Genomic DNA, 15,050 nt, shown 5'->3' on the forward strand with positions numbered 1-15,050 from the left:
CCACCACGACTACCGGCTGGCTGTCGTGGGTCGCGGCGCCGCCGGACTGTCCGCGTCGCTCGCCGCCTACCGGCACGGCCAGAGCCGGCCCGGGTTGTCGGCGGGGCGACGGCGTTCCGGTCCGGGTGTGGTGTTCGTCTTCTCCGGGCAGGGCTCCCAGTGGCGCGGCATGGGACGGCAACTGCACGCCGAGGAAGCCGTCTTCCGCGACACGCTCGCCGAGTGTGACCGCGCGATGCGTACCCACCTGGATTCGTCGGTGGTCGACGCGTTGCTCGCCGGCGACGGCCTCGATGACATCGGGGTGATCCAACCGGCCATCTTCGCGGTGCAGGTCGCGCTGGCCGCGCTGTGGCGGTCGTGGGGCGTGGAGCCCGCCGGCGTGATCGGGCACAGCATGGGCGAGGTGGCCGCCGCGTACGTCGCGGGGGCGCTGACCCTCGAGGACGCCGCGCGGGTGATCTGTACGCGGGCCCGCCTGCTGCGCGGAGCGGCACCCGGCGGGGCGATGGTCTCCGCGGAGTTGTCACGCGCCGAGGCCGACGAGCTCATCGCCGGGCAGGAGGACAGCGTTGCGGTGGCAGCCAGCAATTCGGCACGGTCTTCGGTGCTGTCTGGCGATGCAGATGTGTTGTCCGAGTTGATGACTGAGATCCAGCGGCGGATGCGATTCTGCCGTTGGGTAGACGTCGACGTGGCCTCGCACAGTCCGCGGATGGAGGCATTGCGCGCCGACCTCACAGTGGCGCTCGATGGCCTGCGCCCGTCGGCGCCCTCGACACCGATGTACTCCACCGTGACCGGTGAGCGCATCGATGCCGCCACGCTGGACGCCGCCTACTGGGTCGAGAATCTCTGCTCGCCGGTCCGATTCTCGCCGACCGCGCGGCAGCTGTTCGAGCAGGGTCACGAGGCTTTCCTCGAGATCAGTCCGCACCCGGTGTTGTTGAGCGCGCTGCGCGAGGACGCCGACGACCTCGGCCGTGCGGGCACGCTGCTGTCGTCGATGCGCCGTGACGAAGGTGGACGCGAGACCGTGCTGGCAGCGCTGGGCGAACTCTACACGATTGGGCAGCCCGTCGACTGGGGTGCAGTGAATCCTGCTGAGGGACAGCTTGTTTCCGCGCCCACCTACCCATGGCAGCGGCAAACGTTCTGGCTGGACACCGCGGCCCCCGGGACTTCGGCCCGTCCGGCCGCTGACGCATCCCGGTGGCGCGGACCGGTCCGCTCGTCCACACAGCCGAACACGGTGACGTGCGAAACCGACGTCAGCTGCGACCTCATGCCGATGCTGACCGACCACCGCGTGCACGGTTCGGTCGTCGTCCCGGCAGCAGCGCTCCTCGAGCTCGTCGCAACCGGTTCCCTACGGGCCCTCGGGGTCACCCGGATTCCGCGCGACGTCGTCTTCCACCGGTCCCTGACCCTGCACGGCACGCAGCCGCGCGCCGTGCAGCTGGTTCTTCGGGGCGAGCCCTCGGGCCCGGTGTCGTTCGAGCTCACCGGCGTGGACCCGGCGGTAGCACTGTTGGCGAGCGGCGAACTGGTCGCCGGCGAACCGGGCGGCGATGCCGACCCGCATCATCCCGCCGACATCCAAACCCGCTGTGCCGAAAAAATTTCCGGCGCATCGTTCTACAGCCGCCTCGCGCGGCACGGCTTGGAGTACGGGCCGGCGTTTCAGAAGGTGACCGAGGTCTGGCGCCGCGACGGCGAGGCGATCGCGCGCATGGCGCCCGGCGATGCCGGTGACACCGATACCGCACTGCTGGACGGCTGCTTTCAGGTCCTGGCCGCTGCCCTGCCAGCCGACCATGGACACTCCCGCGACACCTATCTGCCGGTGGGCATCACGGATCTGGTTATCCGCGGGGCATTTTCGGACGGCGTGTGGTGCCACGCGCGGCTTCGCGGCGATTCCGAGGCACACCCGGTCAAGGGCGACGTGTTCCTCCTCGACCGGTCCGGCAACGTCCTGGCGGCGGTCCGCGGCCTGCGGCTCGAGCGGCTGCCCGAAGCGTCGCGCAACGCCTCGGCCGAAGACGGCGATCTCTACGTCCAGCGCTGGGAGGCTGCGGCCCTGACCGCGTCGAGTCGGCCGACGACGGCCGGACGCTGGCTGATTTTCGGCGACAGCAGCACTACCACGACCACCACGCGGACGCTGCTCGAACAGCACGCCCAGACCTGCATCCTCGTCGAATCGGGAACCGAGTTCGCGCGGTTGGGAGCAGATCGCTACGTGCTGGATCCGGTTGAGGCACCACACTTCCGGCAGCTGCTCGACGACGTGCACGCGCCGCTGGCGGGCGTGGTCCACCTGTGGGGCCTGACCGACTCGATGGAATCGGGGCGCATCCTCGGGCCGACCAGCGTGCTGCATCTGGTACAGGCCTTGACGTCGATGCCGCAGCCATCGTCGCCGCGGCTGTGGTTGGTGACTCGAGGCGCTCAGCCGGTCGAGACCGACACAGACGCTGGCGCCGTGTCGATCGCGCAGGCCCCCTTGTGGGGCATGGGCCGCAGCATCGCCCGCGAGCATCCGGAGCTGCGCTGCTCGCGGGTCGACTTGCCGCACGGTTCGCAATCCGAGGATCTGGCGGCATTCGTCGAGGAGTTGCTCGCCGACGGGGGCGACGGCGATGTCGCTTTTCGGGGTCGACAGCGTTATGTCGCCAGATTGGTCCCCTTCGTCGCGGAGCCGCACGCCGTCCAGCCCGACGCGGATTCGCCTTTCCGGATGGAGTATTCGCGACCCGGCGTGCTCGACGACATCGACACCAGGGTCGTTGCCCGCCGCTCGCCCGATCCTGGTGAGGTCGAAATCCAGGTCCATGCAACCGGATTGAACTTCATCGACGTGATGCGCGCGCTCGGCGTCTACCCGGGCCAAGAAAGCGGTCCGACGCGGGTCGGTGTCGAATGCTCGGGCGTCGTGACCGCCGTCGGTGACGATGTCGAGGATGTGCGCGTCGGGGACGCCGTGATCGCGCTGGCCGCAGAGGGTGTCGGATCGTTCGTCACCACCCTGGCGTGCCTTGCGACGCCCAAGCCGGTCCAGCTCAGCTTCGAAGAAGCCGCCACCATCCCCATCGCCTACCTGACCGCCTACTATGCGCTGCACGAGCAGGCCCGGCTTCGCCGCGGCGAGCGCGTGCTCATCCATTCCGCGGCCGGCGGCGTCGGTCTGGCCGCCGTCGAGGTGGCCCGCTGGCTGGACGCGACAGTGCTCGCCACCGCCGGCACACCCGAAAAGCGAGATCACCTTCGCGGGCTCGGCATCGAGCACGTATTCGACTCGCGCTCGCTACGTTTCGCAGACAGTGTGCTGACCGCGACCGCCGGTGCGGGCGCGGATGTGGTGCTCAACTCGCTGACCGGCGAGGCATTGTCGTGCGGCCTGGATGCACTGAGCCCCTACGGTCGCTTCGTGGAGATCGGTAAGACCGACATCTACGGGCAGGGCCGACTTCGGTTGTGGCAGTTACGCAACAACGCGTCCTACCTTGTTGTCGACCTGGCGCAGCTGATCACGGATCGGCCCGCCTACGTGGGTGCCCTGCTGCGCGACATCGTCGCCCATGTCGAGCAGGGCGCATTTCGGCCACTGCCGTTGCGGGCGTTCCCGGCCGCCCAGACCCCCACCGCACTGCGGACGCTGTCGCAGGGCAAGCAGATCGGCAAGGTTGTCGTCTCGGTATCCGGACAGCGGACGCCGGCCGCGCCACACGACCGCTTGCCTGCGCAATTCGATCCGGGCGGCACGTATCTGATCACCGGCGGGCTTGGTGGCATCGGCCTCGCCACCGCGTCCTGGATGGTCGAGCGCGGCGCCGGGCAGCTGGTGCTGCTCGGCCGCGGTCCGGTGTCGGAGGCTGGGCAGCGGGCCATCGACGATCTGCGGTCCCACGGCTGCGAGGTGGTCTACGCCCGCGGCGACGTGACTCGGGCCGACGAACTGGCCGCGGTGCTCGACACGATCCGGACCACCATGGCCCCGTTGCGCGGCGTCGTGCACGCGGCGGGAATCTTGGACGACGGCATCCTGGCGCGCCTCGACGCCCGGCGGCTGCACGAGGTCATGGCACCCAAACTCGACGGCGGATGGAACCTGCACACCCTCACCCGCGATGCCGAACTCGACTTTTTCGTGCTCTTCTCCTCTGCCGCAGCGCTTTTAGGCTCACCCGGGCAAGCGCACTACGCCGCGGGCAACGCGTTCCTGGACGCCCTGGCGTGGTTTAGGCGTGCGCAGGGCATGCCCGCGCTCAGCGTCAACTGGGGCCCGTGGGCCGACGTCGGCCTCGTCAACACGGCGCAGCAGCATCGAAACCTCGACCGGCACGGCATGATTCCCATCCCGGCGGCCGACGGTGTGCGGACGCTGGCGAAGCTGCTCCGCTCGTCGGCCACTCAGGTCGCCGTGCTGCGGATGACCCCCTCGCTGACCGCCGAACTGCTCGGCACGCCGTCCGACCGCGACTCGTACGAGCGCCCTGACAACGTGCGCGCCACGGTGCTGCGCGCCGACAACGACGAACGCCGTCGGCTGCTCGAGTCGTACCTGCGCGCACAGGCGGCCGGAAAGCTCGGTCTGGCGCCGTCACAGGTGGACGTCGAATCGCCACTGCACCAACTCGGTGTCGATTCGCTGGTCGCCGTGGAATTGCGCGCTCAGATCGAACGCGACTTCGGGGTCGTAGTGCCCGTCGTCCGACTGCTGGACGGTATCAGCCTGACCGGGCTGGCCGGATGGCTCGCCGGGCAATTTTCCAGCAGCACGACCGAACTCGTCCCCGCTGCGCCGGATAGCGCGCCAATCACTAACGGCACCAATGGTTCTGATGCGAAATGGCTGGACGCTTTGGGCCGGCTTCCCGACATTTCCGACGACGACGTCGACGCGCTGCTGCGCGACGTCCTCGCAACCAGGGAGGGGCAAGATGACGGATGAGCTCGCGGGCCTGTCCGCCGACGAGAAGCGGGTACTGCTGGCACGCCTGCTGATGGAGAAGGCGGAAGCCTCGGCGTCGGCGTATCCCCTCTCCTACGGTCAGCGGTCGCTGTGGTTCCTCTACCAGCTCGCGCCCGGCAGCCCCGCCTACACGATCAGCTACGCCGGACAGATCCGCGGCCAGCTCAACGTGGCCGCACTCGAGGCTGCGGCCCAGGCGCTGGTCGACCGCCATGACATCCTGCGGACCACCTACACCACGCGCGACGGCCGGCCAGTTCAGCTGGTACACCCTCGGCTGCCGGTGCGTGTCAACCATCTCGAGTTGAATCCCGAAGAGACGCAACGATGGCTGCGACGGGAAGCCGATCGCCCCTTCGACCTGCGCACCGGACCGGTGGTGCGGTTCCACCTGATCGACCAGGGTCCCGGCGAGCACCTGCTGGTGCTGACGCTGCATCACATCGCCGTGGACATGTGGTCGATCGACCTGATCCTCGACGAGCTGCGGCAGCTGTATGCCGCCGAGCACGGCGCACCGCCGCCACCTCCGCCACCGATGCGCTATGTCGACTACGCGCGCGATCATTCCCGAGCCATCCAGGGAGCCGAGGGCGACCGGCACTGGCGGTACTGGAGCCGTCAGCTGGCCGGGGAAACACCGCTGCTCCGGTTGCCCGTCGACCGGCCGCGGGGCGCGGTACAGACGTATCGCGGTGCGGTGCATCGCTTCACCGTCGACCGGGCGCTGACCGCCCGGCTCAAGGAGGTGGGCCGCGACGCCGGCGCCACCCCGTATATGACGTTGTTCGCGGCCTACGCCGCGCTGCTACACCGCTACAGCGGGCAGGAAGATCTGCTGATCGGCTCGCCGTTCGGATGTCGCGACCACCCGGGGCTGGCCAGCGTGGTCGGCTACATCACCAACCCGGTGGTGCTGCGACCCGACTTGAGCGGTGACCCGACCTTCACGTCGCTGCTGGGTCGAGTCAAGACCACTGTCCTGGAAGCACTAGAGCACCAAGACTTTCCGTTCGCGCTACTCGTCGAAAAGCTGGATCCGGCCCGCGACCTCAGCCACACACCGCTGTTCCAGGTCTCGTTCGCGTGGGAGCAGACCCGCCGCTTCCAAGAGGGCGCGGCGGCCGGCCCGGCGACGCTGGATTTCACGACGACCCATATCGGCCAGGGCGGTGCACCGCTGGACTTGATGCTGCTGATGGGCGAACAGGACGGCGAACTGCTCTGCGTCCTGCAGTACAACACCGACCTGTTCGACGATGCGACGATCGAGCGGATGGCCGAGCACTTCGCCACGTTGCTCGGCAGCATCGTCGCCGAGCCAGACCGCCGCCTGTCGACGCTGCCGATCCGCACCGACGCGGAAATCTCGCGGCAGGCGGCGTGGAACGAGACCGAGGTCCGCTACGAGGCCCCGGACTCGTTGCCCGCCATGGTGAGCGCGGCGGCGCGGCGCCAGCCGTCGGCGATCGCGGTGGCATTCGGTGAGAACGAGCTGACCTACGCCGAACTCGACGGGCGCGCAGACGATTTGGCGGTCCGGCTGCAAAGCCTCGGCGTGGGCCCGGAGAGTGTCGTCGTGGTGCTGCTGGACCGCTCCGAAGACCTGGTGGTGGCGCTACTCGGGGTGGCGAAGTCCGGCGCGGCGTTAATGCCGCTAGACCCGGGGCAACCCGCCAACCGCATCGCCGCGATGGCGGCGGACTCCGGCTCCCCGCTGGTCATCACCCACCAGCGAAACCTGCCGCTACTCAAGGACTTCGACGGTCACCGTCTCTGCCTGGAGCTGCCGATCGCGTCACCGGAAACCGGCACCCGCGCGTCGCGCCCGGTCACGCGGCCGGACGGACTCGCCTACGTCGTCCACACCTCGGGCTCCACCGGGGTCCCCAAACGGGTACTCAACACCCACGGTGGGCTGGCCAACCTGCTGCTCTGGATGCAGGCGAACTACCGGCTCGACGCCCGCGACCGGGTGCTGCACCACACCCCGGTGACCTTCGACGCGTCGCTGGCGGAGATTTTCTTGCCGTTGATCGCCGGCGCGCGGCTGGTGATCGCCAGACCCGACGGACATCGCGACGCCGCCTACCTCGTCGACACCATTGCCGCACAGCGGATCACCCAGATCGTGCACGTCGTGCCATCGATGCTGCAGTCGTGGCTTCGCGAGCCCGGCCTGCGAGACTGCACCGCGCTGCGGCGGGTGACGTGCGGCGGCGAGGCCTTGCCCAACGACCTCGCTCAGCGCTTCCTGAACACCGTCGACGTCGAATTGTGGAACGAGTACGGGCCCGCCGAGGCGGCCGTCACCGCCACCTATGCGCGCTGTAGGCGCGGCGCGGCCGGCGCGGCGGTTCCGATCGGGCGGCCGATCGCCAACGTCGAGGTACATCTGCTCGACGGCCATCTCCAACCGGTGCCGGTGGGCGTGCCCGGCGAACTGTACATCGGCGGAGCGGGCGTGGGCCGCGGCTATGCCGGTCAACTCGAGGCGACGGCCACCCGGTTCATCGCCGATCCGTTCCGTCGGGGCGGAATGCTCTACCGCACAGGTGATTTGGCTCGCTATCGGGCTGACGGCAACATCGACTACCTGGGCCGCCTGGACACGCAGGTGGAAATCCGCGGTGTCCGGATCGAGCTCGGCGAGGTCGAGGTCGCGCTGAGCAGGCATCCCGACGTGAGTGAGGCCGTGGTGATCGCCGCGACCGACGAGCGCGGCCACACTCAGTTGACTGCCCACGTCGCGTCGGCGACCGAGCCCGGGCCGACCACCCCGCAGCTACGGCGTTTCCTGCTCGAGTGGCTTCCGGCGGCCATGCTGCCGACCCACTTCGTCGTGACCGGCGAGTTGCCGCGCACCTCGGGCGGGAAGGTCGACCGGCGCGCTCTGGTCGCCGCCGACTCGGGAGCGGTGCAGCGCGAGCGGGAGTTCGTCGCGCCGCGTAACCGAACCGAGCAGGTGCTGGCCGAGATCTGGCGCAGGGTTCTCGGCGTCGAACGGATCGGCGTCCACGACGACTTTTTCGCGCTCGGCGGGGCATCGACGCACAGCCTGGAGGTCGCGGTCCGCGCACAGGCGGCCGGCCTGCCGCTCAAGCCGGAGTCGGTCTTCTTGTTCGGCACCATCGCCGAACTGGCCACGGAGTTCGGCGCCGCAGCGGAAAGCAGTCCCGCTCAGGCGGCGCCCGTCGCGTCAGCCGACATCATTGTGGACACCGAAGCGCTGCCGCTGCCGGCGGTCAGTCCGCCGACCCGCAACACGGTGATCGAAAGCATCGGCACCTATCTGCCTTTCACGGTGGTCTCGACCGCCGACCTGCTGGCCGGGTGTGCCAACAACATCGGGATACCGCTGGAGAAGCTGACCGGGATCAAGAACCGCCGGGTGGTGGCCGATGGTGAATTCTCCATCGACCTGGCCCGCCAGGCGGTGGCCGACTGCTTGTCCCGGTCGAGCTACCGGCCGGCGGAGATCGACCTGCTGATCTCGTGCAGCATCTCCCGCTGCGACGGGCCCGACCAGAAGTTCGTCTTCGAGCCCAGCACCGCTGCGCGACTGCGGGATCAGTGCGGCCTGGACAACGCTGTGGCCTTCGACATCACCAACGCGTGCGCGGGAATGTTCACCGGGATAGCGATTGCCGACGCCTTCCTGCAGACCGGGTTGATCGGGCGCGCGATGGTGGTCAGCGGCGAGTACATCACCCACATCAGCGAGACCGCGCAACGCGAAATCGAAGGGCCGATGGATCCGCGACTCGCGTGTTTGACGGTCGGGGATGCCGGCGCCGCGGTGATTCTGGAACGCGGCCCCAACAACCGCGCCGGCTTCCACGACATCGACATCGCCACGCTGAGCCGATACGCCCCCATGTGCATCGCGAAAGCCACCGGCGGGCCAGCGGGTGGTGCGATCATGACGGTCGACTCGATCGCGGCGACCGCGATCGCGGTGCAGGCCGCGGTACCCTACGTTGCCGGCGTGATGCGACGCCACGGATGGCGTCCGGAGCACTGCGACCACATCGTGATGCACCAGACGTCGGAGTCATCGATCAACGACGCGGTCGGCGCGGTGAACCGGATGTTCGGCGAGGGATCCGCCAACCCGGGCAACACCATCTACAACTTGGCCGAGCGTGGAAATACCGCCAGCACAACGCATTTCATTGCTCTCAAAGATCATATCCTGAGCAACCGGATAAGGTCCGGCGACAACGTCGTGTTCGGCATCAGCGCCTCGGGTCAGACCGTGGGCGCCGCGCTGTACACCTTCGACGACCTGCCCGACCGGCTGCGCCGCGGTTCCGACGACCAGCACGGCCTGCAGGCGCCGCGCGACGCCGCGAAGCTGGCGCCGGCCCCGCCCCCGGCGGTCGGCATCGCGGGCGTCGGCACCATCCCGGCCGGCCACCCTGGCTCGTGCGGCTCGGTGGAATTGGCAACCCGGGCCGCCGCAGCGTGCCTCGATCGGACCGGCGTGGACCGCGACCGGCTCGGCCTGGTCATCCACGCCGGCGTCTACCGGGACGAGTTCATCAGCGAGCCGGCCATCGCCGCGCTGGTTGCCGGCGCGCTCGGGATCAACGACGACATCCGATCCCCGGACGGCCCGAAGACTCTCGCCTTCGACGTGTTCAACGGCGCGGTCGGATTCCTCAACGCCTGCCAGGTGGCCGTCCAGATGATCGGCGCCGGAAATACCCTGCACGCCATGGTCGTTGCCTCGGAGACCGAGAACAACGCCGGCAGCGCCAGCCACCCCGGCTACGGGCTGAGCGAGACGGGGTCGGCGGTGATCCTGTCACCGACCGACGGCGGCAAGGGGTTCGGCCGGTTCGTGTTCCGCCACTACCCCGAATACGCCGAGGCGCTCACCACCTTCACCCGCCACGAAGACGGTCGCACCTGGCTCGAGATCGACCGCGACCCGGAGTTGTCCACGCACTATCTGGACATCATCACCAACGCGGTGGGCGAATTGCTCAAGCTCGAGGGGATCGACCCGTCCGATATCGCCGCGGTGTTCCCCCCGCATCTGTCGCCGTCCGAGCGCGAGGACTTGGCCTCCCGATTGGGTATCGCGAGTTCGCTTTTCGTCGTTGCGGTTACCGACAGCGACCCGTTTTCGTCGTCGGTCCCCCAGGGCTTGCAGCATGCCTGGCAGCACGAGTTGGTCAAGGCCGGCGACGTCGGGCTGATCGTCAGTGTGGGCTCTGGACTCCAGGTCGGCTGCGTGACCTACCGGTTCTGAGGGGCCCGCTACTCGTCGCGCAACTGCGCCGCCAGCCCGGCCCGGGTGGTCTGCCACGCCGGACCGACCGCGGCCAGAACCGCCGACAAGACGGCGAGGATCGCGTACCCGGTCGCTTCGGTCGCCGGGAAGACCAGCGGGACAACAGCTCCCACATCGACAACCGCGGCCCGCGCCACGACCCCGATGATCGCGATGGACACCACGCCCCCGAGCACGGCGCCCGTCGCGCTCGCGATGACGGCCTCGATCGTGGTCACCGCGAAGACGGTGGCCGGGGTGGCGCCCAGCGCCTGGATCAGGGCGACCTCGCGGCGACGCCGAATGCCGAGCAGCAGCAGCGTCGAGGACACCGAGATGAACGCGATCGCGAGCAGGCCGTATTTCAGCGTGTTCAGCGGTGCGAGGAAACGTGATTCACCCGCAACCACCGCGGACCGGTATCCGTCGGCGTCGACCACCGTCAGTGGCTGATTGAAGCGGCCGGCGTGAATCTCGTCGGCAATGCGCTGCCGGCTGACACCCGCGGCCGGCTTGATGAACACCAGCCCGGCGGGCTGCGGACCGAAGATCTGCTCGGCAAGTGGATAGGACATCTGAATTCGGAGCCCACCCACTTCGGGGGTGGCCACGATCGTCCCGACGGGGACCCTGCGCGCGTTGGGTCCGCTGCCGAGCAGCATCGTGCCGCCGACGCGGGCACCGGTCTCGCGGGCCAGGATACCGCCGATGACAAGCTGATTCGCCTCGACGCTGCGCCTCGGCGGTTGCCCGGCGAGCGCGTGGTAGGAGAAGGTCGGTCGATCCTCGGCCCGTACGTAGGCCAATTCGCCGCTGGCCAAGGTGATCTCGATTTCCGCCATCCGCTCTACGGCGCCGACACCGGGCAGCGCGGCGAGCTTGGACATGGTGTCGGGCGAGAACTTCGCATCCGTCGAACCCCAGTCGGTATAGCGGGTGGTGGTGAGCACCAGGCGGTCGGTCGCCTGCCTTGTCGCGACGGTGTCGACTCCGTCGTTGATGGCGATCAAGAAGCCCGACAACAGCGTCGCCACCGCCACCGGCACCGCGACGGCACCGGAGATCGCGATCATCCGCGACGGGTCCGCGCGCAGACCGGTGAACGCGATAGTCAGTGCGGCACGGCGAGTCCGCTCCGGCCGGAACCGGACGAGGTCCAGGAACTCCGGGCCGACGTAGGCCGCGGCCAGCAGCAGGCCGACGATGGCGACCACGACGCTGACGTTGGCGATCCCGGCCTGCCACGGCGCCAGACCGCCCGACCGGGTGGCCAACCACACGACGATGACACCGGCCACGCCGATCGCCAGGAGCGCCACCACCTTGCGCCACACCCCGGTCGACTGGTTCTCCGCGGCGGCGGCACGACCTGAAAGTTCGCTTGCGATAGGGGTTTTCGACGCGGACCGGCTCGGCAGGAAAGCCGCGAGCACGGCGAGCAGAACCCCGATGCCCAGCGCGGCAACCACCACGATCCCGTCGACCACGACGGGGACGTTGACCCCGACGAACTGTTGAGTCAGGTCACTGGCGCTGGCCACCACGGGGTGGGCGATGACGATGCCGAGCAGAACCCCGATCACTGATCCGGACGCGCCGAGCAACGCCGCCTCGGCGAGGAACCCGCCGAAGGTCATCAACGGCGAGGCGCCCAGTGCCGCGGCGATCGCGACTTCACGCCGGCGTTCTTGGATCGAGAGCCGGGTGAGTTGGGCGATCAGGATCACCCCGACCCCGATCGCGATCAGAGCGAAGATCGCCAGCAGCGGAAACAGGATGACGTTGACGTTGAATCCAGTCGCCGGATCATTGCGGGTCAGCACCCGGTAGCCCGGTCCGAGCGAGTCGAGCGCAGCGGCGATACGGGTCTGGACGTCGGCCACGTTGGCGTGCTCGGCCAGCGTGACGTAGACACTGTCCACTCGATCACCCCTGGCGAACTGCGCTTTGGCAGCACTCAGCGGAAGCACCACGACCCGGCCGTTGTTCACGTCGTCCAGTTGCGGGATCTGAGCCAGCCCCGAGAGCGGCAGTTGTCCGTTGTCGGTCGCCAGCGTCGCGGCCTTGCCCAACGCGCGGCCGAAGGTGCTCGAGGTCGCCATCACCTGCGGCTCTTTTTGGCCCGCGCCACAGACTTTCGGGTCGATGATCCAGCGCGCGGCGCAGTCGATTCCCAGCGCGAGCACGACCGTGTCGCGGTTGCCGTCGCGCACCTGGGTCGCCGCCCGCACCACCGGGGCGAGCACCGCGACACCGCGTACCCGGCCGGCGGTGTTGATCACCGACGGGCTGATCCCACCCTGAGTCGCGGACCCGACGATGCGCAGCGGGGTTGGGCCGGCGATCCGGTAGCCGACGTCGTTGATGGCGGTGCCCACGCTGCTGGTCTCGATCATGACCGCGACGACGATCGCCACCCCGCCGCCGAGGGACAGTGCCGCCAGCAGCGCCCGCATGGGGTGGCGCCGCACGGCCCGCAGGTTGATCAGCCGCAGGACGCTGACGGCCGCGGCTAGTGCGGTGCTCGCCATGCTGCGCCTACGTGGCGAACGAGCCGCGCGTCACTTTCGATGCGGCCGTCGAGGAGGGAGACCAGCCGGGGAGCTTCGTCGGCGATCGATCGGTCATGGGTGACCAGCACAATGGTCTGCCCTGCCGCGTTGAGGTTGTACAGCGCCTCGATCACCCGGCGTCCGTTCTTGGTGTCGAGGTTGCCGGTGGGCTCGTCGGCGAGTACGACTTGGGGCGCCATGAACAAGGCGCGGGCAATCGCGACGCGCTGCTGCTCTCCGCCGGACAACTCCGCGGGCACCCGCTTGGCCATCCCGGCCAACCCGAACTGATCCAGCAGCGCCACAGCCCGGTCGTACTGGACGCGACCGGCCTGCCCGGCCAGCAGGCTGGGCAACATCACGTTCTCGGCAACCGACAATCCGGCCAGCAGATTGAACGACTGGAACACATAGCCAATCCGGTGAGCGCGCACACCCGCCAGTTCCCGGGCAGACGATCGGGCCACGCTCACCTGGTTCACCAGAACCTCGCCGCCCGTCGGCGGTTCCAGCAGTCCGAGGATGCTCAGCAACGTCGACTTGCCCGAACCCGACGGTCCCACCATGGCCACGAATTCGCCGGCGCGGATCTGCAAGTTGATGTCGTGGATGATCGGTATCGCAGTCGCGCCCGAGCCGAAGGATTTACACAGCCCGCGGGCTTCCAGGACCACCGGCCTTGCATCGGCGCCCTGCGCTCCCTGAACAGGACGGGTGTCATCGTGCGACTGTCCGTTGAGAAACGCGGTCGACGAGGCGAACAGCGACGAACGCCCCGAGGTCGCGTCGTGGGTTCCCGCTGCGGTCGATTGCTGCGGCGCGCTGACCGGAAGCGAGGTCACCTCGGCCAGCGCGGGCATGATCAGCGGGACGTCGACACCGGAACCGACCACGAACACGCCCTGCGGGCCGCCCTCCATGTCGCCGGCGCCCTTGACGATCTCGGCGAGGGCGGCCACCGCTTCGTCGTCGTCATGCGGCAAGAACCGGCGCCGGAGATCTACGACGAGACCGTCGGCCGTACCGACGACCGCCAGCGTCGCAGTGTCCGGCTCGATCGACAGCAGCGCCGTGGTGTCAAAGCCGGCCGACTCGCCCGCCGCGCGGGCCAAGGCAACCGCAGACGACGGCAGCGACGACAGGCTCGCTGACGCGAGCGCCGCGCCGCGCGCCGGTCCGACCGTGGGCTGCTCTGGCGTGCTGATCGGAAGTTGGCCCGCCGCAACAAGTTCCGGTATGATCAGCGGAACGTCGACACCGGAACCGAGCAAGAACACGCCCTGCGGGCCGCCCTCCGTCTCGGCCACGCCCTTGACGATCTCCACCAGCGCGGCCACCGCCGCGGTGTCGTCGCTGGGCAAGAACCGGCGCCGCACCTCCGCGACCGACTCGTCGTAGGTGTTGAGCACCGCCGAGGTCGCCGCGTCCGGCTCGATACACAGCAGCGCAATGTGTGTGTACCCGGCAGCACGGCCTTCGGTGCGGGCCAACTCGATCGCGGAGTGCGTCAGCAACTCGGTGTTCGCCGAGGCCAACGCGGCGCCCCGGGCCAGCGCGGCGTCGGGCTGGTCGGGCGCGCTGACCGGAAGTGATGTCGCCGCGGCCAAGGCGGGCATGATCAGTGGAACGTCGACACCGGAACCGACCACGAACACGCCCTGCGGACGGCCCTCCATGGCACCCGCATCCCGGACGATCTCGATCAGCGCGCCGACCGCATCGTCGTCGTCAGCCGGCAGAAACCGCCGACGCACCTCGACGACCAGCCCGTCGGCGGTACCGACCACCGCCAACGTCGCCACGTCCGGCTCAATACACAGCAGCGCAATGTGGTCGTACGCGGACACCTCACCGGCCGCACGGGCCAGCGCGATCGCAGAATGGAACGGCGACACCAATAAGACGTTGTCGACCCTGCGCGTCGCAAGCCCCTCACGCAAGCCGGTTGCCGTTTCGACGTCGTGCCAGGTGACTCCGGTGGCCACCACCTGATAGCCGGCGCTGGCCGCCGTCTCCCGGGTGATGAGGATGGTTGCGATGACCTGCTCGGTCGTCGTGCCGGAGGGCAGGTTCGCGCCGTGCGCAATGTCGAAGTTGCCGTGGTTGACGACGGCTCCGTCCGCCTTGGCGCCCGCGACCAAAACGGTGCGTACCGACGTTGGCGTCATGGAAACACCGAGCACCGCGTCTGACACGACTACAACAATAGTTTTGGCTGCCGACGCCTCGCGGGCAGCGG

At 68.8% G+C, this 15,050-nt stretch carries 4 protein-coding genes; 2 read left to right on the forward strand and 2 right to left on the reverse strand.

Features of this window, described 5'->3' with window-relative positions; genetic code table 11:
• Positions 1-25 precede the first annotated feature (25 nt).
• The gene (locus AC2VOG_RS18590) at positions 26-4,957 is read left to right on the forward strand and encodes an SDR family NAD(P)-dependent oxidoreductase (RefSeq protein WP_486941307.1); all 4,932 of its coding nucleotides are present in this window, start codon (positions 26-28) and stop codon (positions 4,955-4,957) included.
• Entirely contained in the window at positions 4,947-10,238 is a 5,292-nt protein-coding gene (locus AC2VOG_RS18595) for an amino acid adenylation domain-containing protein (protein WP_486941308.1), read from the forward strand. The genes AC2VOG_RS18590 and AC2VOG_RS18595 overlap by 11 nt, the downstream gene beginning before the upstream one ends.
• 8 nt (positions 10,239-10,246) lie before the next feature.
• Here AC2VOG_RS18595 and AC2VOG_RS18600 read toward each other — a convergent pair whose 3' ends face one another.
• Positions 10,247-12,790, reverse strand: coding sequence for an ABC transporter permease (locus AC2VOG_RS18600; RefSeq protein ID WP_486941309.1), 2,544 nt, complete (start codon positions 12,788-12,790; stop codon positions 10,247-10,249).
• Complete coding sequence (locus AC2VOG_RS18605; RefSeq protein WP_486941310.1) at positions 12,772-15,006, reverse strand: ABC transporter ATP-binding protein; 2,235 nt, start codon at positions 15,004-15,006, stop codon at positions 12,772-12,774. Before AC2VOG_RS18605 ends, AC2VOG_RS18600 begins: the two co-directional genes overlap by 19 nt.
• Between the last annotated feature and the right edge of the window lie 44 nt (positions 15,007-15,050).

The organism is Mycobacterium sp. TH-M11, from assembly GCF_057473725.1.

Bases quoted from the DNA above. Each gene is read 5' to 3' on its own strand.
- AC2VOG_RS18595 (WP_486941308.1), top strand. From the start codon at position 4,947: ATGACGGATGAGCTCGCGGGCCTGTCCGCCGACGAGAAGCGGGTACTG.
- AC2VOG_RS18600 (WP_486941309.1), bottom strand. From the start codon at position 12,790: ATGGCGAGCACCGCACTAGCCGCGGCCGTCAGCGTCCTGCGGCTGATC.